Origin of the sequence: Rhizobium deserti (genome assembly GCF_004358025.1) — a bacterium.
GTDB classification, from domain to species: Bacteria; Pseudomonadota; Alphaproteobacteria; order Rhizobiales; family Rhizobiaceae; genus Neorhizobium; species Neorhizobium deserti.
Window position 1 is genome coordinate 1155929 of sequence record NZ_SMTL01000001.1, and the last position, 22989, is coordinate 1178917.

The window sequence follows — 22989 nt, forward strand, 5'->3', positions numbered from 1 at the left end:
AGCGAAGGACGCTTCCGGGCTTTTCCTTTTGTTCGTTTGCCTTTAGCGCGGCAGCGTATAGGCGATGATATAGTCGCCCGGCTTGGTCCCGATCGAGCCATGCCCGCCGGCCACCATGACCACGAACTGACGTCCGTCATCCACCGCATAGGTCATCGGCGTCGACTGGCCGCCAGCCGGAAGTCTCGTCTTCCACAATTCCTCGCCATTGGTCAGGTCATAGGCGCGCAGGTAATTGTCGACCGCAGCTCCCAGGAAAGCGACGCCGCCCTTGGTGATCATCGGCCCGCCGATGCCGGGCACTCCGACCTTGAATGGCAGCGGCAGCGGCGTCATGTCATAAACGGTTCCATTGCGATGCTTGTATGCGACCTTACCGGTCCTGAGATCGGCGCCGGCGACATAACCCCATGGCGGCGCCTGGCAGGGGACCTGCAGAGGCCCGAGGAAAGGACCCATGTAAACGCCATAAGGCGCGCCCTCGTTGCGGTTGAGGCCCTGTTCGCTGCCCTTTTCGCCCTCACCCTTCGGAGCAATCTCGGCCCGCGGCACGAGGCGCGAGGTGAAAGCGAGATAAGTCGGCATGCCGAACATCACTTGGCGCTCCGGATCCACTGCAACGCTGCCCCAGTTGAACGTGCCGAAATTGCCGGGGTAGATGAGTGACCCTTGCAAGGAAGGCGGCGTGTAGCGGCCTTCGTATTTGTGCTGATAATAACGGATGCGGCACACCATCTGATCGAACATGGTGACGCCCCACATGTCGCTTTCCTTCAGCTTTTCCGGCTTGAAGCTAAGCGCCGAGGTCGGCTGGGTGGGTGCCGTGCGGTCTTCCGGAATGGCACCGCCCGGAGCCGGCTCTTCGGTGACCGGCAGGATTGGCTCGCCCGTCCGCCGGTCGAGCACGTAGATATCGCCCTGCTTAGTCGGCCCAACCAGGGCCGGAACCACGGTATTATCCGGCTTGGTGATGTTCAGCAGAACCGGCTGGGCCGGCACGTCCATGTCCCAAAGGTCGTGATGCACCGTCTGGCGCACCCAGCGATCGGCGCCGGTATTGATGTCGAGCGCGACGATGGAGGAGGAATATTTCTCGACATTCTCGCTGCGATTCATGCCGAGCTGATCAGGCACCTGATTGCCGAGCGGCACGTAGACAAGACCCAGTTCCTCGTCGACGCTGAAGACCGACCAGCTGTTCGGCGAATTGGTCGTATAAGTCTGGCCAGGTGCGAGCGGCTGTGTTTGGCCGGGATTACCGGAATCCCAGTTCCAGATCAGCGCACCGCTGTTGACGTCAAAGGCGCGGATGACGCCGGACTGCTCCTGCGTCGAATAGTTGTCGTTGACGGCTCCGCCGATGATGATCTTGTTGCCGACGACGGCCGGCGGCGACGTGGAATAATAATAGCCGGCGGGATTGTGCTGCATGCCGCTCTGCAGATGCAGCGTGCCCTGATCGGCAAACCCGGTGCAGACCTGACCATTGGCGGCATCGAGCGCGATCAGCCGTGCATCGGCCGTTGGCAGGTAGACGCGTTCGGCACAAGGCGAGCCGGCAGCAGCGGCTACGTCCTTGTAATAGCTGACGCCGCGGCAGGTCTGGTGCTGCCGATCCGGGTTCATCCCCGAATTGGCATCGTATTTCCATTTTTCCTTGCCGGTCGTCGCATCAAGCGCAATGGCCAGGTTGTGCGGCGTGCAGACATAAAGCGAATTGCCGATTTTGAGCGGCGTCACCTGATAGGTAGTTTCGCCGACATCGTCCGGCCGCTTTACATCGCCGGTCTGGTAGCGCCAGGCTTCGGTGAGGTTAGCGACATTGTCGACCTTGATCTGGTCGAGCGGTGAATAGCGCTGGCCGAAGGGCGTCCGGCCATACTGGTGCCAGTCGCCATCCGGAACATTGCCGCCCAGCGGCGGCGCAGCCGCAACGGACTGGGAGGGAAGGTCACCGCTTTGATCATAAGGGTCGAAGAACATCGACAGCAGAGCAACGGCGATCGAGATCGCCACGCAGACAGCCAGCGGAACGGCGCTTGCTCCATACCGCATCCCGCTTGGACTGAGGAAGCCGAGCGGCTTGCGGATCCACGGTGTCAGCAGCCAGAGCCCGAGCACGATGATGACGCCGCCGCGCGGGCCGAGCTGCCACCAGTCGAAGCCGACCTCCCAGATTGCCCAGATCAGGGAAACGATGACGATCACTGCATAAACGTGAAGGGCAATCCGCTTCTTTAAGAAAAGCAGCACGGCGGTCAGCACGAAGGCGAGGCCGCAAACTAGGTAATTGGCACTGCCGCCGAGCATCAGCAACTGCCCGCCGCCGACTGCGAGCGCCAGCCCGATCAGCGTGAAGATGACCGCGGTTATCTTAATAGCCATAATGAATCCGTTCCGATGAAAAACCGACGCGCCGAGCCTCCGCCAGCCCGAGCTTGAACATAAGCTAAGGCGCAAAGTTCCTGGGTCCATTCCCCCTCCAAAAATTTTACGGAACCGTCACAAGTTTGAGCCGGTTTGATAGCATCGAAGAAAAACCCGGAGATGCTGTGGACAGGGTCCCGAGGGCTGCGGCAAGTCATCCTTCGGCGCTTCTGCGCACGCGCGACGACCCTGATGCCGAGGTGAACCCGGCGAAATTCTATGACGATTTAAAAGACGATTTCTGATTTTGCGGAGTAGGCATGGCATACGAACTTTATTACTGGGACGGTATTCAGGGCCGGGGCGAGTTCATCCGGCTCGCACTGGAAGAAGCGGGAGCCGATTATCTCGATGTGGCCCGCAGCAGCGTCGGGGCCCAGAAAATGATGGCCTATCTCCAGGGCAAGCAGGGCTACTTGGACATGCCATTCGCCCCACCCTTCCTGAAGGACGGGGATCTGGTCGTTTCGCACTTGGCCAATATACTCCAATATCTCGGACCCAAGATGAACCTCGTCCCAGATGACGAGCGGACCCGCGTTTTTGCACACGGCGTGCAGCTGACGATCTCCGACTTCATCGCCGAGGTGCATGATACGCATCATCCGATCAGTACCGCCGATTACTACGAGGACCAGAAGCCTGAGGCGAAGGCGCGCACCACGTCCTTTTTGAAGCACAGGGTCCCGAAATTCATCGGTTACTTCGACCGTTTGATCGATTGCAATCCGGTCAAGAGCGGGCATGTGATCGGCGGCAGCCTGAGTTATGTGGACCTGTCCCTCTTCCAGCTAGCCGAGGGACTGACCTATGCCTTTCCGCGCGCCATGGTGGGTTTCGACCGGAATTATCCGCATGTCGCGACCTTGCGTGATCAGGTGCGCCAGCGACCGAGGATCGCGTCCTATCTCAAATCGGATCGGCGGCTGGCTTTCAACGAAAGCGGGATATTCCGTCACTATCCGGAACTGGACCAGGATCCGGCGTGACATCGGCCAAACGAAAGCCGGCGCCTATGGGCAGGCGCCGGCTAAGGTCTGAGATGTCACCGGCACCACTGCTGCCGGAAAGCGAGGCTATCTCACCTCTTCGCCCAATTCCTGGAGGATCTGGTGCCGGGCCCGGTTGAGCCGGCTTTTGACGGTGCCGACGGCGCAGTCGCATATTTCTGCGGCAGCTTCGTAGCTTTCGCCGAGGATGGCGACCAGCGTCAGGACTTCGCGATAATGCGGCGGCAGCTTCTGCAAGGCGCGCTGCACTTCGCGGGCCCGAACGGCCATTTCCTGGGTAGCCGCCATGGGGGTATCGCCGGACACGTTTTCCTCGACCCCCGGCGCCTCCCGTCCCAGCACCTTGGAACGGGTGTAGAACGTGTTGCGCATGATCGTGAAGAGCCACGACTTCAGCTTGGTACCCGGCTCGAACTTGTCGAGATTGCCAAGCGCCTTCATCAAGGTTTCCTGGACGAGGTCGTCTGCATCGGTGGAACTGCGGCAAAATGTGCGGGCAAAGGCGCGGAGGGCCGGGATGAGCCGCACTATGTCTGCACGTGCAGGATCGCCGTTCAACTGTGATTCAGACACCGTTGCCTACCTCTCCCTGAGTCCCAATGGCGGAAATGACGGTGGCAAACGCATGCCCCGGGGTATTGGTTCCGCTAACATGAACGTCCCATTCATCTTGCTGCTAGATGCTCGAATCGCCGACGGAACAAAGACGCCACCGCGCCTGTTGATAGGCTTTCACGGAGTTTTTGTCGTGGCACCGCGTGCAAACTGGAAAGGCTATATCAAGGTCGGAGAACTGAGCTGCCCCGTCGCTCTCTACACGGCCGCCTCAACCTCCGATCGTGTGAGTTTTCACATCGTCAACCGGGAAACCGGCCACCGCGTCCACCGCCAGATGGTCGACGCCGATACCGGCCAGGAAGTGGAAAGCGAAGACATCGTCAAAGGATATGAGGTCTCGAGCGGCGAATATGTCTTCCTGGAGCCCGACGAGATCAAGGCAGCCGTTCCGCAAAGCGACAAGACGCTGGAGCTGGACACCTTTATCGCCTGCGGCGACGTTGATACGACCTTTCTCGACAAGCCCTATTATCTCGCCCCCGCCGACAAGGCTTCTGCCGAAGCCTTTGCGCTGATCCGTAAGGGGCTGCAGGAAAAGAATGTCGCGGCACTGGCGCAAACCGTCCTGTTCCGCCGTCTGCGCACGCTGCTGATCCGCCCGAGCGAAGACGGTCTGATCGCTGCTACCTTGAACTACGATTATGAGGTGCGGCCGGCCAAGGAGATCTTCTCCGACATCAAGACCTTCGAGATCGAGGGCGAAATGCTCGACCTCGCCAAGCATATTATCGACACCAAACGTGGCGAGTTCGACCCGACCAAGTTCGACGACCGCTATGAGGAAGCGCTGGCGGAACTGATCCGTGCCAAGATCGAGGGCCGCAAGATCAAGAAGAAGCCGGCTCCGGAACCCAAGAAGGTATCGAGCCTGCTCGACGCCCTCAGGCAAAGTGCCGGCGGCACGGGTGGCAAAGACAAGCCCGCGCCCAAGAAGACGGCCCGCAAATCTGCTTCGGCCAAGAAATCCGTATCGCGTAAAACTGCGGCTCCGCAGAAAAAGGCAGGCTGACCATGGCGCTCGAAACCTACAACCAGAAACGGAATTTCGAAGTCTCCCCGGAACCGCAGGGCCTCGAGGGCCAGACCGGCGGCAACAGTTTCGTGATCCAGAAGCACGATGCGACCCGGCTGCATTACGATTTCCGGTTGGAAATGGACGGTGTGCTGAAAAGCTGGGCGGTCACCCGCGGGCCGAGCCTCGTTCCCGGAGAAAAGCGGCTGGCCGTGCATGTGGAAGATCATCCGCTCGACTATGGCACGTTCGAAGGCACGATCCCGGAAGGCAATTACGGCGCGGGCGCCGTCATGCTGTGGGACCGCGGCAGCTGGGCGCCGATCGGCGATCTGCACAAGGCCTACAAGAAGGGTCATCTCGAATTCGAGCTGAAGGGCGAGAAGCTGGAAGGGCGGTGGCATCTGGTGCGCATGGGCCATCGGGAAGGCGAGAAGCGCGAAAACTGGCTGCTGATCAAGAGCGAGGACGAGTTTGCCCGCGCGGAAGGCGACAAGGACATTTTGGAAGAGCTGCCGCTTTCGGTTAAAACCGGAAAGACGCTGGAGGAGATCTGGGGCAAGGTGCCCGCCAAGAAACGCAGTACCAAGGCCGGGAAGATGCCGGCCAAGGCATCGGACAAGGGATCGGACAAGTCAAGCAAGACAGCCGTTTCCGCAGCGCATCCAAATACGATGAAGGGCGCGCAGAAGAGCCCGCTCCCAGACTTTGTGGAACCGCAGCTGGCAACGCTGGTCAAGAGCGCGCCATCGGGAAAGCGCTGGCTGCACGAGATCAAGTTGGACGGCTATCGTCTCCAGGCCCGCATCGAAAAGGGCGAAGTGAAGCTGCTAACCCGCACCGGCCTCGACTGGACCCATAAATTCGGCGCCGACATCGTTGCCGAGCTGGAAAAACTTGAGCTCGAGGATGCGGTCATCGATGCCGAAGTGGCCATCGAAGCCGGCTCCGGCGCCACCGACTTTTCGCTCCTGCAACAGGATCTCAGCGAAGGCCGCTCCGACCGTTTTACCTTTTACGCCTTCGATCTCCTTCACCTCGACGGCTATGACCTGACCGACGCCAAGCTGATCGACCGCAAGGCAGCGCTGGAGAAACTGCTGGCGGGGAGCGGTTCGGCCCTCCGCTATAGCGAACATTTCGGTGAGGAAGGCGGTCTCGTGCTCAAGCATGCCTGCCGCCTCAGCCTGGAAGGAATCATTTCCAAGATTGCCGATGCGCCCTACCGCGCCGGTCGTGGCCGCGACTGGGTAAAATCCAAATGCTCGGCCCGCCAGGAATTCGTAGTGGCCGGCTATGTCCCCTCCTCCGTCAACAGCCATGCGATCGGCTCGCTGGTCATGGGCTATTACGACAAGGGAAAGCTGCGCCATGCCGGACGCGTCGGCACGGGCTATTCCAATGCGGTAGCCCAGTCACTGTTCAAGCAGCTCGATAACTTCCGCATCGACAAGAGCCCGTTCGACGAGAAGCTGGCCAGCATCGAGAAGAAGGACGTGGTGTTTCTGGAGCCGCGGATCGTCGCCGAGGTCGAATTTCACGGCTGGATGGCCGATGCGCATATCCGCCACGCCTCCTTCCGGGGCTTGAGGGAGGACAAGGATCCCAAGGAGATCGTGCGAGAAGGTGCCGTGGCGGAAGCAGAAACCAAAGAGGACGCCAAGCAGCCTCAGCGGACCGTCACGTTGACCCATCCCGACCGGGTCTACTGGCCGGATGCCGGCGTTACCAAGGAAGGGCTTGCCGATTATTATGCGCAGGTCTGGCGGCTGATGGCGCCCTTTATCGTCAACCGGCCGCTGTCTCTGGTGCGCGGCCCCGACGGCATCACAAAACCGCTCTTCTTCCAGAAGCACGGCTGGAAGGGCATGAACAAGAACATCCTCCTGAAGCCCGATCCCGCCGATAAGACGGAAGAGGACGTTTATATCCGGGATTTTGACGGCCTGCTCGGCCTTGTTCAGGGCGCCACGCTCGAAATCCATCCCTGGGGCTCGACCCTCGATGATTGGGAAAAGCCGGACATGGTCAATATCGACCTCGACCCGGGAGACGGCGTCTCCTGGACCGCCGTCATCGCGGCCGCCCATGAGGTGAAGCAGCGCTTCGAGGACATGGGGCTCGTCGGCTTCGTCAAGACATCCGGCGGCAAGGGTTTGCACGTGGTGGCGCCGGTCAAGCCGGAGGCGGAATGGCCCGAGGTGAAGGCATCGATGAAGGCGTTAGCCGACGGCATGGCCGGCGACGATCCCGACAAATACGTCTCCACGATCACCAAGTCGAAGCGCAAGGGCAAGATCCTGATCGACTATCTGCGAAACGGCAGGGGAGCGACGGCGGTGGCGCCCTATTCCACGAGAGCGCGGCCCGGCGCTCCGGTTTCCATGCCGCTGTCCTGGGATGAACTCGGCGGCGCGATCGGCCCGAACTATTTTACCGTGATCAATGCGCCGGCCCGCATCGCCCAGCTGGCGAGCGATCCATGGGCCGACTTCCGCAAGGCTGCAGCACCGATCAAGTTCGACCTTAAGAAAAAGAAGTGACGCCTATTTGCGCGTCGACTTCCTTTCGGCTTCGAGGCTCTTTTTCAGCGCACTGGTAATGTCGATGACATTATTGGTGCGCTCAGGCGTCTTGGCGGAAGCCTGCTTCTTCGTCTTGCGGCCTTTCTTGCGGGCAGCAATGATGTCGAGAAGCTTGTCCTGGACAGGATCGTCCACCATGGACGGATCCCAGGCCTGGGTCCGCTCCTCGATGATCTTCTTCATCATCGACAACTGCTTGGCTTCCGCCTTCTCGGAAGGCTTGCCAGGCATATAATCTTCAGCGTTGCGGACCTCGTCGCCATAGCGGAGCGTCCAAACCACAATGCCCTTGTCCTTGGGCATGAGCAGCACGGCCCGCTCGCGGCGATACATGACCAGCCGCGCAATGCCGCCGGTGCCGGTATTGGCCATCGCCTCGCGGATCACCGCAAAGGCCTCGGCGCTCACTTCGTCATCGGGTGCGAGATAATGCGGCCGGTCATACCAGGTCCAGCCGATCGAACCAGACGGAATGAAAGTCTCGATGTCGATGGTGCGGGTGCTTTCAAGACCCACATCCTCGATCTCCTCATCCTCGAAGAGCACATATTCGTCCTCGCTCTTCGGGTAACCCTTGACCTGATCCTCGTCCTCCACGGACGCGCCGGTTTCGGCATCGACATACTGGCTGAGGACACGGTTATGGGTTTTGCGGTTGATGTTGTGGAAGCGGACCTTGGCGCCTTCGGAAATGGCCGGCGTCATGGTGACACGGCAGGTGACCAGCGACAGCTTCAGATAGCCTTTCCAGAATACGCGGGGCGCCACGGACAACTCCTTATTGTTTGCCTGGACAACCCGAACATGCTCCGCTTGGTTCCGGAACAAACATCCGGAACAGCCGTTTGCCCGAACCAGATCGCAGGAGGCATTTCCATGAGCATCAACAGCACCCCTAATTCCCCTCCGAAGGACCAGGGCAAGGCAGCCCAAAGCAGCGCCCGTGAGAGAGGCAATGATGCCGCTCTCGAAGAACAGCTCGAGGAAGGTCTCGAAGACACGTTCCCGGCGAGCGACCCGGTTGCGACCACCGTGACCTCCATCCCGGCCGGCACGCCAGCGCCCCCGAAACGTTAAATTCGGATCATCTGATCAAGCACTGGAACAAATGGGGCGGCTTCCTGGATAGGAAGCTGCCCTACTTCATTTATCCTCTGTGACTTTTTCGGGATATCCGAAATAACCCCCGATACTGTAAGAGGGACTCTGTAGGGTTTTCCGGCCAGCGATTGGGCCGGCACCGGTTATGCCGTAGTGATACCTCAGAGGTCGGGATGGCGAAACAGAACAGTTCGGTTAAGGAGCAGGAGGCAAGGATAGGACGCCGGGTCAACCGGCAGGTTTCCGTCTTGCTGACCGAGATCGAAAAGGAAGAGGTTCCTGACCGCCTGCTCGACCTGGCACGCGAGTTGCAGAAGGCTCTCAACGAAAAGATGGAAGCACGCGCCTCAGAATAGCGACCGATAACGCCGGCGGTGGGAGCGAAACCGCTCGCTCATGAGAGTAACTGCCCCCCGGATGGACGATCGTCCTCCCCCATTTCCCTTGCATTTCGTTGACCGTCCGACGCGCCGGCTGATCATCTGAGCGGCTGCCATTGTCCTTGTCTCTTGCGCCATTCCCAGCGGGAACTTTAGCCGGTCCTCATGGTTTTTGGCGCTCTGGAAAAGGAGGCAAGCCGATGGAGGATCTGGGCCGTTGCAGACATCTCTGCGTCGACATGCAGCGCATGTTCGCCGAAGCCACACCATGGCAGATACCCTGGATGCAGCGCGTTCGCGAGCCAGTAGCGGCGCTTTCCGAGGTTCACGCGGATAAGACCATATTCACGCGCTTCCTGCCGCCCAAGACACCGGGCGATGCCTTTGGAAGTTGGCGAGAGTATTACGAGAAATGGCCGATGATGACCCGCAGCCAGCTCGGTGACGAGATGGGCGATATCATTCCTGAACTTCGGGCCCTGGTGCCGCCTGCCACGGTTTTCGACAAGATGACCTATTCGCCCTGGCTCGACGGCCGCCTGCACGCCTATCTGCAGCACGAGGAGGTGACTACGCTGGTGATTTCCGGCGGTGAAACCGATGTCTGCGTGCTGGCGACTGTGATCGGCGCTGTCGATCTCGGGTACTACATCATCCTCCTCCAAGATGCGATATGCAGCACCTCCGACGAGACCCATGATGCGTCGCTGTCGCTGTTCGGCAGCCGCTTCTCCAGCCAACTCAGGCTTGCACGCGTTGAAGACATACTCAGCTCTTGGGCGTAGCTCCAAAGGAACCTTCCGGCGTTTCGTCGGTTTCCAGTAGCAGCAATCGCACTACCATCGAAGGAGCCACCGATGAAAAACGAGCAGCCAAAAGCCGGCCGTCCCGGGGAAACGTCGCAGTGGCCCCGCTGGGAAGGACCGGCGGAAAGCCGCCCAAGCGGATATCTTCAGGGCGAGACAAACATCTTCGCAACGGAGCCCGGACAGGAAAAGCAGGCAGGCAAGGGCCCCCTCGGCTACCAGCGCGCGGATGATCTCGTCGAGCAGGACGTCAAAGAGCAACTGACTCAGGACGCCTTTCTCGATCCCACCAATATCACTGTCACGGTTCAGGACGGCGTCGTTAGTCTGGGAGGCTATGTCGCGCAGCTCGCCGACAAGGAGAGGGCCGAGGCCTGCGCCCTGTCGGTCGAGGGTGCGCAATCCTGCCAGAACAATCTTCGCCTCGCTCCCGAACGGCACTAACGTCCGGATAGGAGACAGCAATGGCAGACAATCTCTGGTTCATCCTCGTCGCGATCGGCCCCATCCTTCTGGGTGGCGCCATCGCTTATGCAATGCTGCAGCGCCGGCGCCTGTCGAGCAGCGAAAAGGCACGTCAGGAAGAGGCCGTTAAAGCTCTTTATGACAAGCCGCAGGGCGGCCGCCAGCCGAGCACGCACAGCCGATAACGGGCGGAACCTTTCGCGGCGGCTTGTCGTTACGAGTCTCGCAATCCCCTGATCAAGAATGTCTACAACAAGGAGAAACACCATGGCCAACAAGACCCTCGACGACCTGTTCTATGAGACGCTCAAGGACATCTATTATGCCGAGCGCCAGATCGCCAAGGCCCTTCCGAAGATGGCACGCGCCGCCCAGGACGAAAAGCTCAAGGCTGCCTTCAAGACCCACAAAGATGAAACCGAAGGCCAGATCGACCGGCTGAAGCAGGTCTTCGAACTGATCGGCAAGCGCGCCCAGGGCAAGACCTGCGACGCGATCGAAGGTATCATTTCCGAAGGCGAAGAAATCATGGAAGAGTTCAAGGGCACGCCTGCTCTGGACGCCGGTCTTCTGGCTGCGGCTCAGGCCGTTGAGCACTACGAGATCAGCCGTTATGGCACCCTGCGCGCCTGGGCACAGCAGCTCGGCCTGAAGGAAGCGGTGACGCTCCTCGAAGAGACGCTGGCTGAAGAGTCCAAGACGGACGAACTGCTGACTGGCTTGGCCGAATCGGCTGTCAACTCGGCTGCCCAGAAAGCTGCATAAGGTCGAGCGACCAAACAAAAATAGGATGCGGCTCGGCTGCATCCTTACAAAAAAAGAGGCCCGGAGACCGGGCCTCTCGATTGGCAACAGGCGGTAACTAGAAGCTCATGGATGCAGGTGGCCTTGCCAGACTCATTGCCTGGACCGGCAGCATTTCACCGTTCAGCGCCTGGTATCGAAAGAGCCGACCACGCCCCTTACGGGCCAATTGGGCCTGAGCCGCTTCTAGCGCAAGCTCATAGCTGTAATAGGCGCAGGGCGACTGGACGCCATCGAGGACGTAAACCCAGCCTGTGGCATCAGGCATGATATCGCAGTAGTTTTCCATTCATGTACTCCTCCCAGAGGGCTCTAACGCCGATGCCCGAAGAAAGTTCCGATCAGCGCCGTCAGCGGTAGCTTTAGTCATAGTCACCCGAACTTTTCTCATTGCCGCTGGAACCTTTTGTCTACATCGGCGTTGGGCGTTTGGGCGAATGGAGACGAACATGGCGGAATCCAACGAAGAATGGATCAGAAGGCGTGCCTACGAGTTGTGGGAAGCCGAAGGCTATCCCACAGGCAAGGATGCCGAGCATTGGGAACAAGCAAGACTTGAATATATGACGAATAACCCGGCAGCGGCCGGTTCAGGCAAATCCCGCCGAAAGGCAAATGGCGCAGCAGAAACGCCAGCAGAGATAAAGAGCAGCGCAGCCAAGGCCACGTCGAGCAAGACGTCTGCATCGAAGGCAGCGGGCAAAGCCGCTGCGGGCTCCAAGCCGACGAAACCGACCGATCTCGCCAGCGCCGCCGAAGCAACTTCCACCAAAGCGAACTCTTCCAAGGCTGCGGCCGCGAAAGCCACGCCGGTTAAGACATCTGCCGCGAAAGCTCCAACAACACCTGCCGCTTCCGTGCAGGAGCCTGATAAGAAGCGCTCTAAGAAGGCCGCGGCTGGCGGCTGACAGCAATGACTGCTGTCACTCTGTCCGAACCCTATCTAAATTTACAGTGGCCGTGGCGACGACAGTCGCCGCGGCCGATATCTTGTTCCTGCTTGGATTTTTCGGATGAGTGTCGGGCGTACGGTTTATTCAATTCCACTTCGGCCATGGAACGTGCAATGTAAGCCACGCGTTCTGATCTACACAAATGCAGCATGGCGGAGGCAGGCATGATGAACGCGCAGGTTTCTGTTGAAAGCATAGCCCGCAATCCTGCCCAAAGGATCAATCGGGTTGCCGCTTCTGCCCGCCGGAATGGGGATATCTCTGAAATGAAGGTTTTGTCGGTGACATCCGAAATCTACCCCTTGGTCAAGACCGGGGGTTTGGCGGATGTGACTGGATCTCTGCCTAAGGCGCTCGCCTCCTGTGGCGTCGAAACCACCTCGCTTGTGCCCGGCTATCCGAGGGTCATGGAGCAGCTGAAAAACGCGACGCCGCTCGTTGTTTTCGACGATCTCCTGGGCGTGCGCGCTTCGCTTCTGCATGCGCGGGTGGATGGGTTGAGCCTCTTTATTCTCGACGCGCCCAGCCTCTACGACCGTCCAGGCGGCCCTTATGTGGATGCGCATGGCCGCGATCACGCGGATAATTGGAAGCGCTTTGCAGCGCTTTCACGCGCCGCAGCCGAGATCGCATCCGGCCTTCTACCCGGTTGGCAGCCCGATCTCGTGCATACGCATGATTGGCAGTCGGCCCTCACCTCCGTTTATATGCGGGACATGGGCTGCACGACGCCGGTCGTCATCACTATCCATAACATTGCCTTCCAGGGCCAGTATTCGGCGCAGATCCTGCCGGAGATCAGGCTTCCCGCCAGCCTCTACAACATGCAAGGACTGGAATATTTCGGCGATATCAGCTTCCTCAAGGGCGGCCTGCAGACGGCGGATGCGATCACCACTGTCAGCCCGACCTATGCCCGCGAAATCCTGACGCCGCGCTTCGGCATGGGCATGGACGGCGTTCTGAACGAACGCGTTTCCATCCTGCGGGGCATCGTCAACGGGATCGACCTCGACGTCTGGAACCCGGCCACCGACCCCTATCTGCCGCGCAATTACGACCTCACCAGCTTGAGGCGGAAGCGTGAAATCCGCCAGGTCCTGATGAAGACCTTCGATCTGGATACCGATGACGACGGTCCGGTCTTTGCGGCGGTCAGCCGCCTGACATGGCAGAAGGGCCTCGACATGCTGGCCGAAACGGCCGACGAGGTCGTTGCCAATGGCGGCAAGCTGATCATCTTCGGCCAGGGCGATCACGATATCGAGCAGCATCTTCTCGCGACGGCGCAGCGCTATCCGCGACGCATGGCGGTGCATATCGGCTATGATGAACCGACCGCGCACCTGATCCACGGTGGGTCCGACGCCATCGTCCAGCCTTCCCGCTTCGAGCCCTGCGGCCTGACCCAACTCTACGCGCTGCGGTACGGAACAGTCCCGGTCGTCTCAAGGACCGGGGGCCTGTCTGAGACCATCATCGATGCCAATGACGCGGCCATGTCCGCACGTGTTGCCACCGGATTTCAGTTCCACCCCGTTACGACGGACGGGCTGAGATTGGCCTTGAGGCGCGCCATGCATGCCTATGTCGAGCCGAAAATGTGGGCGCGCTTGCAGAACCAGGGCATGAAAGCAAAGTTTTCCTGGGAGCGCAGCGCCGAACAGTATGCCACGGTTTATGCCAACCTGATCCGCAAGTCCGGCCGCGCCGCATCCACCAGCGATATCCGCCGCGCCTCCTTCTGAGGCGTCGCGGCTGAAGTCAGTTTAATAAAAAAACCGGCCTCGGGCCGGTTTTATTATGTCTCGTTGTATAAGGAGAGGTCGCCGGAGGGTCGAATACCCCCCGGCGACTGGTTCCGATGTCGGTTATGGTCTGCGGAAGAGCACCAGGCTTCGACCTTCAAGTTCGAAGTCCCGTTCCTTGGTGATGACCTGGCCGTGCTTGGTGACATCCGACGTCGTCAGTTCCAGCACCCAGCCGCCTTCGCCGAACTGCGGGATGCGGAACGGAACATTGCCTTCAAACGGATTGAACAGCAGCAGCACGTCGTGCCATATGCCTTCTTCCTCCTTCAGATCGCCGCGGCCGATGTAAAGGCCAATCGTCGAGCCTTCTTCCCACTGCTCGGCAGTCTGGAATCCGCCGCCGGCATTGAACCACTTGATGTCCATCCCGTCGCGCCAGTTCTCGCGCCGCAGGATCGGCTGCTCGTGGCGCAGCTTGATGATCCGGCGGGTAAATTCGCGCAGCTCCTCGCAGCTTTCTGGCAAGTCCTCCCAATGCACCCAGGAAATGTCGCTGTCCTGGCAATAGCCGTTGTTATTGCCCATCTGGCTGCGACCGAACTCGTCGCCGGCCAACAGCATGGGCGTGCCGTGCGAGAAGAACAGCGTGGCGAGGAAGTTGCGCTTCTGGCGCTCGCGCACCGCATTGATGCCCTCGTCCTCCGTCGGACCTTCGACACCGTAATTGTAGCTGCGGTTGTCGTTGTGACCGTCGTTATTGTCTTCGCCGTTATCTTCGTTGTGCTTCTCGTTATAGGAAACGAGATCGTTCAGGGTGAAGCCGTCATGGGCCGTGATGAAGTTGACGCTCGCCCAAGGGCGACGACCGCGTTGGTCATAGAGATCGCCTGAGCCGAGCAGGCGTGCCGCGAAATCGGTCGGCACGTTGTCGCCCTTCCAGTATTCGCGCACCGTGTCGCGGTACTTGTCGTTCCATTCCGCCCAGCCGGGCGGGAAGCCGCCGACCTGATAGCCACCGGGACCGATATCCCAGGGCTCGCCGATCAGCTTGACCTTGGAGAGAACCGGATCCTGGGTGATTGCGTCGAAGAAGCCGCCGCGCTCGTTGAAGCCTTCCGGCTCGCGGCCGAGAATGGTGCCAAGGTCGAAGCGGAAGCCGTCGACATGCATCGCCTCGGCCCAGTAGCGCAGCGAATCCGTGACCATCTGCAGGACACGCGGATGCGAGGTGTTGACCGTGTTCCCGGTGCCTGTGTCGTTGATGTAGTAACGATGCTGGTCCGGCATGGTGCGGTAATAGGAGAAGTTGTCGATGCCCTTGAAGGAGAGGGTCGGGCCGAGTTCGTTGCCTTCCGCCGTGTGGTTGTAAACCACGTCGAGAATGACCTCGATGCCGGCATCGTGGAAGGACCGCACCATGTCGCGGAAGCCCTGGATGCCTTTCGGTCCATAATAGCGCGACGCCGGCGCAAAGAAACCGAGCGTGTTATAGCCCCAGAAATTGTGCAGGCCCTTGTCGAGCAGGTGCTGGTCGTCCGGGAACGAATGGATCGGCATCAGTTCGACCGAGGTAATGCCGAGGCTCTTGATGTAGTCGACCGAGGCCTTGTGGCCCATACCCTCGAACGTGCCGCGGAGGTTCTGCGGGATGCCTGGATTGAGCTGTGTAAAGCCCTTCACATGGGTCTCATACACGATCGTATGCGGCCAGGCGATGTTCGGCCGGTTCTGGTCCTGCCAGTCGAATTCGTTAGGATCGATCACGCGGCATTTCGGCATGAAAGGTGCGCTGTCGCGCGCATCGAAAACCAGATCCTTGTCCTCGTGCAGGAGATCATAAGCGAAATGCGCCTCGTTCCACTCCACATCACCCGCCAGTTCGCGCGCATAAGGGTCGATTAGCAGCTTGTTGGGGTTGAAGCGGTGGCCGTTTTCAGGGTCATAGGGGCCATGCACGCGGAAACCGTAAAGCGCTCCCGGCTTCAGCTTGGGCACATAGCCGTGCCAAATCTCGTGCGTGTATTCCGGAAGTTCAAGACGGGCGATCTCGTTCTTGCCGCTCTCGTCGAACAGGCAGAGCTCTACACGCTGCGCGTGCGCCGAGAAGATAGCGAAATTGACCCCTTCACCATCAAAATTGGCCCCCAGTTGGAGCCAGGAGCCAGGTTGGATTTCGAAGTTACCGGTATTTGTCGTCATGCCGCACCCAGTTGAAAGATTCCCGTCATAATGGTGCGGCACAACATTTCGTTCCCTCGATCTTCAACTATGACAGAAACTATTGCTTCGGCGCCTCGGTAGGTTGGCTGTTCGTCGCGCCAGCCGCATTGTTGACGGGGGCCTGATAGCCGGAGCCGCTCTGCGGCGTCGCTCTTTGCTCGGTCGGCGCCGTGTTATTGGCTTGGGGAGGCGGCGTATTGTTGAAGGTGTCGTTCTGCTTTTCACCGGAATCGCTGCAGCCGGCGAGCAGAAGCCCTGCCGACATGGCCATGATCAAACGCTTCATGTTGTTTCTGCTCCCTTGGTCTTGTTGTGTCGCGCTGTCGGACGCCGGGCATCGAGCGCGATGATCTTTTCAACGGCCGCCACGTCTTCGGTTATGGCCACCGGAATCGGATCGCCGGCAATCGCTTCCAGAACCTCCGGCGCCAGCGCGCCATTGCGGATCACATACTCCAGAGCTTCCCGTGTCTGCCGTTCCGCCTGCAACTGGGCGTAAAGCGCCAGGATCAAACGGTCACGGACATCGTGCTGCTCGTGTCGAGGTTTCTGGTCGGTTCCGGTACCAGTCCTGGCAAATTCAGCCATGGCATCCTCCAAATCGTGATCGCAAGGTCAACTTTCGGTTTGCCCTATTGTTCCCTCGCGACCCCTCTCCCCTATGTCTCCCGCAGAACAGATGTGAAGGAGAAGATGATGTCGACGAGCCTGACGCCGCAGGAACTGGAAGGAAAGCTCAACGCTCACCGGGAGCTGATGATCGACATGCTGGCGGCGATGATCGGCGGCGAAACGACAATCTCAGAATTCCTGCAGCGCCTCCGCGACGACGCGACCTTGAAGGATAATGAAGAGGATCCCGGTGTCCTTCCCGATGGCGCCTTAGCGATCGAAAACGCTGCTGCACGCGAGCTTCGCAGCATCCTGGAAGCCGCCCGGGCAAGGGCCGCTGCGGACATCCGGTAACTGCCCATACATCTTTGCGGCGACCATGCCACGATTATGGCCATATTGTGGAACAAGATTGCCTGATCCTCGTTCATCCTGCATGCAACATGGAGGCGGTTATGGTCAGGGAATGGGTAGAAGCAGCAAGTTTCGTTCTGGTCATCGCGGCGTGCTACATGATGATCGTGCCGGTCTGAAAGGCTTTTGAACTCCTGAGGAGGAGTGGCCGTTTACGGCCCCACGCTCTCGCGGCCAGCGAAATAGGCTGCGAGAGCCGTGATATCTTCGTCGCCCAGATGGGCAGCCGCTTCGGTCATGATATGGCTGTAGGAAGAACCGCCTCGGACGCCCCCGCGGAACAACCGCAGCTGCGTTTCGAGATAGGGCACTTTCTGGCCCGACAAGTGCGGATAAGCAGCGTTGCCGCCTTCTCTCTCATGACAGCTGAGACAGGCTGGAATGGTATCTGCCGCCCTTCCCTTTTCGGCAAGCTCCTGCCCCCGGGCCACCAAAGACCGATCCGCAGCTGATCGATGGAGGGGCTGAGGCTGGCTGGCATAATGCGCTGCGAATTCGCGCAACTGATCTTCCGGGATCGTCGACACTGCCTGCTGCATGATGCCGCTTGGTCGCCGTCCCTGGACATAAGCCTGCAGGCTGTTCATCAAGTAGGTTTTCGACTGGCCGGAAAGGCTGGGTATCAGGCTATCTTCACCAAGTCGCTGCTCGCCATGACAACTGTCGCAGGTAATTGCCTGGGCCGACATGCGGGCAACCTGACGTCCCGTCGCCAGGCCGGCCATGGCGGTATATTGGCCGGAAGACATGTCCGGCAGGCGGCGAAGGAAGGCAACCATGGCCCAGACTTCGTCATCCCGTGTTTGCACCGGCCATGCGGGCATGCCGGTATATCTGACGCCATGCTTGACGATCTCGAAAAGCTGCTCGTCCGTCCACGAGCCAATGACGCCCTTAAGATCCGGCGGCGGCGGCAACATGCCGAGCACCGCAGTGGAGCGGGCTTGCGCCGGCGAACCATGGCAGGTAGCGCAGCCGCTTTCGAAATGGCCGGCTGCCGGCGGCAGAAGGGCAGGATTATCGAGAGGTGGCGCTTGCACCGTGATTGCTGCCGTGCTGACTGAGCTGCGCATCACCCAGTGCAGGAACCAGTCGGTCACAGCCCAATGGCCGCTGCTGGCGCGGATGCCGATCAAGCCGGACCAGCCGATCAGCAGCCCGGCGATCGGCAGGATCACAATGAGGGCGAGCACATGTTTCCAGCGGATGGTCATCATCGGCTTACCCTCCCCTCACCGGTCTGCAGCGGACGATTGAGCGTGCCCGCCAGCAGCGCAAGGCCACCGGCAAGATAGGCCACTGCACCGACCAGAAGCATGATCACGCCACCCGCCTGCTGGTCCTGCGCTGCAGTCAAGGTGAGGCCGAGGCAGCTGACTTCGCCTTCCCCGAACAAAGGCCGCGGCGAGAGCGCCAGCAGTGCGCCGAGCAGGGTCATGTGCATGGAGGTGAAGAGAAGGCCAAAAGTTCCCGCAAGCCGTCTTTCCTCCCGTCCGCTCGCCGCGCCGCCGAGGCAGGACAGCCAGAGGGTGAGACCAGCTCCGAGGAAGACGATCTGCTCGAGCGCCGCCACCAAGCCGGAGCCTTCCGACAGCTGCCGCAGCACCGGAACATGCCAGCCCCAGACCGCGAACAGTTCCAGGACGGAGGCTAGCACCGGCGTCAGCCAGGTCCGGTCTGCCGTATAATCCAGCCGCGTTCCAGACAGGCCGAGCGCGATCAGCGGCGCGGCGATCGCCACGACTCCCATATGGGCAATCATGTGCACCGAAAATGCAGCCCTATCGGCGAAGGGCAGCAGCAGAAACCAGAAGGCAAGAAGCAGGACAAAGCCGAGGACAAGGGTCGAAGTTCTCATCTCTGGCACTCCGCAATGAAGATCATCGGGATGGCCATGTAGAGCACGGCGATGAAGCTGAGGCCGGAGAGTAGCAGGGTCGCGAAGCCCTGGAAGTGCTTGCGGTCTTGCCTTGTCGGTGCGTCATGGGGCGGATCGCCTGTGCCATATCCCCATTGACGCCAGGCGAGATAGGCCGACAGAACGATCATGGCCAAGGCCAGCAGCGTGAAGACGCCAAGCCCGATCCGCACCGCGTCGAAGGATAGATGGAGGCTCAGAGCCTTGGCGCAATAAACCGCAAACCCGACATAGCAGACAAGGAAATGCACCGCCCACACCACCGGCGCCGTAAACAGCGTCCAGAGGGTCTCGACCTCGCGAGGGATGACGCTCTTCATGCGCTCACCAAGGGAAAGAGGCCGACGACCGCAAAGGTCACGACGGCCGTGAAAGCCATGAAGTGCCAGTAGAGTGCGACATTGCGGATATCCTGGTCGTATTCGCCGGTCATCTTGCCCGCAAGGCTGCGGGCCAGACAGTAAAGCTGCATGATGGCGCCGACGACGCCATGCACGACCGCCCAGATCGCCACGATCCACACCGTGGCCGGATAAACATGGGCGGTCGGGTCCATGGCGTAAAGATAAGGACCGGCAAGACCCGCGCCGCATGCCGCAAGCGTGACGATGATGGCTGCCACCAGCGCGATGCGGGCGCCGTTCGGTCCCTTTTCGTTCAGCTGCCGGGCGAGAAGCGTCAATCCCCAGGCAGCGACGAACAGGACGAGAGCGGTGATCGGCCAAACCACGCCGGGCCCCTGCGCTGCGGCGGTGAAATCGTCATGGACCGTCCAGTAAAAGAAATAGCCGAAGATCAGGCTGGCAAACGCGGTTCCGTCGCCGACCATGGTGATGAACATGGCCCACCAGCCGACGGAGGCCGGACCGGACACGTAGATCGGCAGCTTGAGCCCCAGCCCGACATCGGTTTCCGGTGCTTCGGGGATCTGCGCCGTTCCTCTCCAAAGCCAGGTGACGATGGCGGCAAAGGTGATGATCGAACAGATGATGGTGGCGATCCACCACTTGAAGGTCAGCGCGATAAAGACGCCGCCGAGCGCCAGTGCCGCGACGATGGTGACATAGGATGTGCCGCCGACGCGCAGGCACTGGATCGGCGTTGCATCCAGCACGGAGGTGACCAGCGTTTCCCGCCGGCCGGACTTGGCATCCGGCAGATAGAAGCGCCCCGCCTCGATATCCGCTTGCAGGTTGGGCTGGTCCCAGAGCGGGTAGCGGCTGGAAATGATCGGCACGGAGCGCATGCCCCAATCCTCGGCCGGATTGTTTGTCCATTCGAGCGTGCCCGAGTTCCAGGGATTGAGGTTGGGCTCGGATGGCGCAGGCTTCGGCCGCAGGATGTCGATCACGAAGGTCGCGACGCCGGCGGCGAAGACGAAGGCGCCGACCGTGGAGATGAGGTTGAACCAGTCCCAGCCTATATCCTGCGGATAGGTGAAGACACGCCGCGGCATGCCGCGCAGGCCGGACAGGTGCATGGGGAAGAAGGCGATGTTGAAGCCGGTAAACATCAGCCAGAAGGCGGCCTTGCCCCAGGCGTCCGAGAGCTTCTTGCCGGTCACGAAGGGGAAATAATAATAGATGCCGGCGACCACCGGAAACAGCATGCCGCCGATCAGCACGTAATGCAGGTGTGCCACGACGAAATAGGTGTCGTGGGCTTGCCAGTCGAAAGGCACGAGCGCGACCATGACGCCGGTGAGGCCGCCGATCACGAAGATGATCAGTCCGCCGGTGCCGAACAGCATGGGAACGGAGAAGATCACCCGCCCGGCCAGCATGGTGGCAACGAAGACAAAGATCTGCACGCCCGTCGGAATGACGACGGCTTCCGAGGCGGCGGAAAAGAAGGCGAGCGAGATTTGCGGCAGCCCGGTTGCAAACATATGATGCACCCAGAGCCCGAAGCTCAGGAAGCCGGTGCCGACGGCCGCGAGCACGATCCAGGAATAGCCGACGATCGGCCGCTGAGAGAAGGTCGGCACGATCATCGCCATCAGCGCAATGGCGGGCAGGAAGATGATGTAGACTTCCGGATGACCGAAGATCCAGAACAGGTGCTGCCAGAGCAGCGGATCCCCGCCCCTCGCCACGTCGAAGAACGGCCAGTCGAACATCCGCTCCATCTCGAACAGGAGGTCGCCGGCGATCAGCGGCGGAAAGGCGAACAGGATCATGCCGGCGACGATCAGCAGATACCAGGCGAACATTGGCATCAGGTTGATGCGCATGCCCGGCGCCCGGCATTTCATGATGCCGACGATGATCTCGACGGCGGCGGCAATCGACGCCACCTCGATGAAAGACAGGCCGAGCAGCCAGATATCGGCGCCGATGCCCGAATATTTCTCGTCGGTTGCCAGCGGCGGATACATGAACCAGCCGGCATTCGGCGCCGCGTTGAAGAAGATCGAGCCGCAAACGAAGACACCGCCGAGCAGGAAGCTCCAGTAGCCGAAGGCGGACAGACGCGGGAAAGGCAGCTCCCGCGCGCCCAGCATGGACGGCAGGAGAAAGATCGCGATCGCCTCGAAGATCGGCACCGCGAACAGGAACATCATCACTGTTCCATGCAGGGTGAAGGCCTGGTTGAAGAAATCCGCCGACAGGAAATTATTGTTCGGCACCACCAGCTGCAGGCGCATGAGAAGCCCCAGACCGCCGGCAAACAGCATGAAGGCGAAGGCGGTGCAGGCATACCAGAGGCCGATCTCGCTATTGTTGACGGAGGTCCAATAGCGAAGCCCCTTCGGCGTGCCCCAGACCTTGCGCAGCCGCTCTTCCTGAGCCGCACGTTCCTCCGCCGTAAAATTTCCGAGCTCGATGCTCATTGGAGCCCTTTCAGATAGGCGGCAATCCGCTGAATATCGGTCTCCGGCAGCATGGAGAAATGCGGCATGCGGGCCCCCGGCTTGATCTCCGACGGATTGCGGATGAAGCGGGCGATATCTTCCTGCGTATTAACAAGAGCGCCAACGCCGACCGAGCCGCGCTCGCCAAAACCGCTCAAATCGGGGCCGATCGTGCCACGCGCCTCGGTGCCCGAAATCGCATGGCAGGCGGAACAGCCGTGCTTGAGAAACAGCGCCAGACCTTCGGCGTCGCGGGCTCCGTCGAAGCTGGCGCGCGCCTTTGTCCAGTCCTCGAAAGCTCCAGGCTCCATGGCGACCACGGTAAATGCCATGAAGGCATGCGAGGGGCCGCAGAATTCGGCGCAGACGCCCCGATAAGTGCCGGGCTTTTCCGCCATCAGCGTCAGATGGTTTTCTCGCCCGGGGATGACATCCATCTTACCGCCGAGGACGGGAATCCAGAAGGAATGGATGACATCCGGTGATGTCAGCTTGAAGAGGACACGCTCGCCGACCGGCACCCGCACCTCGTTTGCCGTCTCGAAGGCCGCAGATCCCTCCGCGTTCTGGTAGCGTACGCGCCACCAGAACTGCTCGCCGGCCACGTCGATCGTCCTCAGTCTCGCATTCGCTTCTCCGAAGCCGGGACGGATATTCGGCATCAGCCAGACCGCATAGGAAAGCAGGGCGCCGAGGACAATCGTGGGAAAGACTACGCCGCACCACAGAATGATCCGGCTGGCCTGTCCGGCGTCATAGGCGTGCTTTTTGCGGCTCGCATAGAACAGGATGCCGACGACGCTGCACCAGATCAGGGCGCCGCCGACCACCATAGTGAAAAACAGAATTGCTACGTCCTCGGCCTCAGGCCCGGCAGGATCGAGCGCAGACTGAGGTCCCGAACAGGAGCAAAGGAGGGAAGCAGCGAGCATCAGTCCCGCACGGTAAAAACTGCGGGCATCTGCGCGATCGGTTATTCGGCCGATAAACAGTCTTGATCGGATTGGCCAGCATTCGGAGCCGGTCAAGCGGTCATCAGTCATCCGGCCTTATCCGTCG

Annotated in this window: 24 protein-coding genes; 12 read left to right on the plus strand and 12 right to left on the minus strand. The window is 60.3% G+C overall.

The annotated features are described in order from the left end of the window. Nucleotides 1–42: 42 nt before the first annotated feature. On the minus strand, nt 43–2385 hold the full coding sequence (locus E2F50_RS05530; protein WP_133315019.1) for a glucose/quinate/shikimate family membrane-bound PQQ-dependent dehydrogenase: 2343 nt from the start codon (nt 2383–2385) through the stop codon (nt 43–45). Nucleotides 2386–2687: 302 nt separating this feature from the next. Here E2F50_RS05530 and E2F50_RS05535 point away from each other — a divergent pair, with 302 nt between their 5' ends. Then, nucleotides 2688–3416 carry a glutathione S-transferase gene (locus E2F50_RS05535; RefSeq protein ID WP_133315020.1) on the plus strand — a complete coding sequence of 243 codons (729 nt, stop codon included), beginning with the start codon at nt 2688–2690 and terminating at the stop codon, nt 3414–3416. A gap of 87 nt (nt 3417–3503) precedes the next feature. Here E2F50_RS05535 and E2F50_RS05540 read toward each other — a convergent pair whose 3' ends face one another. Next, entirely contained in the window at nt 3504–4010 is a 507-nt protein-coding gene (locus E2F50_RS05540; RefSeq protein WP_245515292.1) for a sigma-70 family RNA polymerase sigma factor, read from the minus strand. A gap of 175 nt (nt 4011–4185) precedes the next feature. Here E2F50_RS05540 and ku (E2F50_RS05545) point away from each other — a divergent pair, with 175 nt between their 5' ends. Together ku (E2F50_RS05545) and ligD are read left to right on the plus strand one after the other, a co-directional pair. Continuing rightward, complete coding sequence (ku, locus tag E2F50_RS05545; protein ID WP_133315021.1) at nt 4186–5064, plus strand: non-homologous end joining protein Ku; 879 nt, start codon at nt 4186–4188, stop codon at nt 5062–5064. A 2-nt stretch (nt 5065–5066) separates the two neighbouring features. Further along, entirely contained in the window at nt 5067–7610 is a 2544-nt protein-coding gene (ligD, locus tag E2F50_RS05550) for a DNA ligase D (RefSeq protein ID WP_133315022.1), read from the plus strand. A 3-nt stretch (nt 7611–7613) separates the two neighbouring features. Here ligD and ku (E2F50_RS05555) read toward each other — a convergent pair whose 3' ends face one another. Next, a complete protein-coding gene (gene ku / locus E2F50_RS05555; protein ID WP_133315023.1) occupies nt 7614–8420 on the minus strand; it encodes a non-homologous end joining protein Ku in 807 nt (268 codons plus the stop codon). Between the two features lie 108 nt (nt 8421–8528). Here ku (E2F50_RS05555) and E2F50_RS05560 point away from each other — a divergent pair, with 108 nt between their 5' ends. From E2F50_RS05560 to E2F50_RS05585, 6 genes are all read left to right on the plus strand, one after another. Beyond that, nucleotides 8529–8729: a hypothetical protein gene (locus E2F50_RS05560; protein ID WP_133315024.1), complete on the plus strand. Its 201-nt coding sequence runs from the start codon at nt 8529–8531 to the stop codon at nt 8727–8729. Nucleotides 8730–8926: 197 nt separating this feature from the next. Further along, nucleotides 8927–9109, plus strand: a complete 183-nt coding sequence (locus tag E2F50_RS23155) for a hypothetical protein (RefSeq protein ID WP_133315025.1) — start codon at nt 8927–8929, stop codon at nt 9107–9109. Between the two features lie 224 nt (nt 9110–9333). Next, entirely contained in the window at nt 9334–9918 is a 585-nt protein-coding gene (locus E2F50_RS05570) for a cysteine hydrolase family protein (protein ID WP_133315026.1), read from the plus strand. Nucleotides 9919–9990: 72 nt separating this feature from the next. Next, on the plus strand, nt 9991–10383 hold the full coding sequence (locus E2F50_RS05575) for a BON domain-containing protein (protein WP_133315027.1): 393 nt from the start codon (nt 9991–9993) through the stop codon (nt 10381–10383). A 20-nt stretch (nt 10384–10403) separates the two neighbouring features. Then, nucleotides 10404–10589 (plus strand): hypothetical protein, encoded by a 186-nt coding sequence (locus tag E2F50_RS05580; protein WP_133315028.1) that lies wholly within the window; start codon nt 10404–10406, stop codon nt 10587–10589. Nucleotides 10590–10671: 82 nt separating this feature from the next. Next, nucleotides 10672–11169 (plus strand): YciE/YciF ferroxidase family protein, encoded by a 498-nt coding sequence (locus E2F50_RS05585; RefSeq protein ID WP_133315029.1) that lies wholly within the window; start codon nt 10672–10674, stop codon nt 11167–11169. A gap of 97 nt (nt 11170–11266) precedes the next feature. Here E2F50_RS05585 and E2F50_RS05590 read toward each other — a convergent pair whose 3' ends face one another. Then, nucleotides 11267–11497: a hypothetical protein gene (locus E2F50_RS05590; RefSeq protein ID WP_133315030.1), complete on the minus strand. Its 231-nt coding sequence runs from the start codon at nt 11495–11497 to the stop codon at nt 11267–11269. Nucleotides 11498–11657: 160 nt separating this feature from the next. Between E2F50_RS05590 and E2F50_RS05595 the strand changes: the two genes are divergently transcribed. Both E2F50_RS05595 and glgA read left to right on the plus strand, forming a co-directional pair. Beyond that, nucleotides 11658–12116 (plus strand): DUF2934 domain-containing protein, encoded by a 459-nt coding sequence (locus tag E2F50_RS05595; RefSeq protein ID WP_133315031.1) that lies wholly within the window; start codon nt 11658–11660, stop codon nt 12114–12116. Nucleotides 12117–12427: 311 nt separating this feature from the next. Continuing rightward, the gene (glgA, locus tag E2F50_RS05600) at nt 12428–13909 is read left to right on the plus strand and encodes a glycogen synthase GlgA (protein WP_133315255.1); all 1482 of its coding nucleotides are present in this window, start codon (nt 12428–12430) and stop codon (nt 13907–13909) included. Between the two features lie 123 nt (nt 13910–14032). Here the strand turns inward: glgA and glgX are convergent, their stop codons facing one another. The 3 genes from glgX to E2F50_RS05615 all read right to left on the minus strand — a co-directional run bounded on the left by glgX (nt 14033) and on the right by E2F50_RS05615 (nt 16720). Next, nucleotides 14033–16111: a glycogen debranching protein GlgX gene (gene glgX, locus E2F50_RS05605; protein ID WP_133315032.1), complete on the minus strand. Its 2079-nt coding sequence runs from the start codon at nt 16109–16111 to the stop codon at nt 14033–14035. 79 nt (nt 16112–16190) lie between these two features. Then, nucleotides 16191–16418, minus strand: coding sequence for a hypothetical protein (locus E2F50_RS05610; protein ID WP_133315033.1), 228 nt, complete (start codon nt 16416–16418; stop codon nt 16191–16193). Beyond that, on the minus strand, nt 16415–16720 hold the full coding sequence (locus tag E2F50_RS05615) for a hypothetical protein (protein ID WP_133315034.1): 306 nt from the start codon (nt 16718–16720) through the stop codon (nt 16415–16417). Before E2F50_RS05615 ends, E2F50_RS05610 begins: the two co-directional genes overlap by 4 nt. Before the next feature lie 108 nt (nt 16721–16828). Between E2F50_RS05615 and E2F50_RS05620 the strand changes: the two genes are divergently transcribed. Next, complete coding sequence (locus E2F50_RS05620; protein ID WP_133315035.1) at nt 16829–17098, plus strand: hypothetical protein; 270 nt, start codon at nt 16829–16831, stop codon at nt 17096–17098. A 212-nt stretch (nt 17099–17310) separates the two neighbouring features. Here the strand turns inward: E2F50_RS05620 and E2F50_RS05625 are convergent, their stop codons facing one another. The 5 genes from E2F50_RS05625 to coxB are packed head-to-tail and all read right to left on the minus strand — an operon-like array spanning nt 17311 to nt 22973. After that, nucleotides 17311–18375 (minus strand): c-type cytochrome, encoded by a 1065-nt coding sequence (locus tag E2F50_RS05625; RefSeq protein ID WP_245515293.1) that lies wholly within the window; start codon nt 18373–18375, stop codon nt 17311–17313. Beyond that, nucleotides 18372–19016, minus strand: a complete 645-nt coding sequence (locus tag E2F50_RS05630; RefSeq protein ID WP_133315036.1) for a cytochrome c oxidase assembly protein — start codon at nt 19014–19016, stop codon at nt 18372–18374. The genes E2F50_RS05625 and E2F50_RS05630 overlap by 4 nt, the downstream gene beginning before the upstream one ends. Then, nucleotides 19013–19396: a hypothetical protein gene (locus E2F50_RS05635; RefSeq protein WP_133315037.1), complete on the minus strand. Its 384-nt coding sequence runs from the start codon at nt 19394–19396 to the stop codon at nt 19013–19015. The genes E2F50_RS05630 and E2F50_RS05635 overlap by 4 nt, the downstream gene beginning before the upstream one ends. Further along, nucleotides 19393–21909 (minus strand): cytochrome c oxidase subunit I, encoded by a 2517-nt coding sequence (ctaD, locus tag E2F50_RS05640; protein WP_133315038.1) that lies wholly within the window; start codon nt 21907–21909, stop codon nt 19393–19395. The genes E2F50_RS05635 and ctaD overlap by 4 nt, the downstream gene beginning before the upstream one ends. Continuing rightward, a complete protein-coding gene (gene coxB, locus E2F50_RS05645; protein ID WP_133315039.1) occupies nt 21906–22973 on the minus strand; it encodes a cytochrome c oxidase subunit II in 1068 nt (355 codons plus the stop codon). The genes ctaD and coxB overlap by 4 nt, the downstream gene beginning before the upstream one ends. Nucleotides 22974–22989 lie beyond the last annotated feature (16 nt).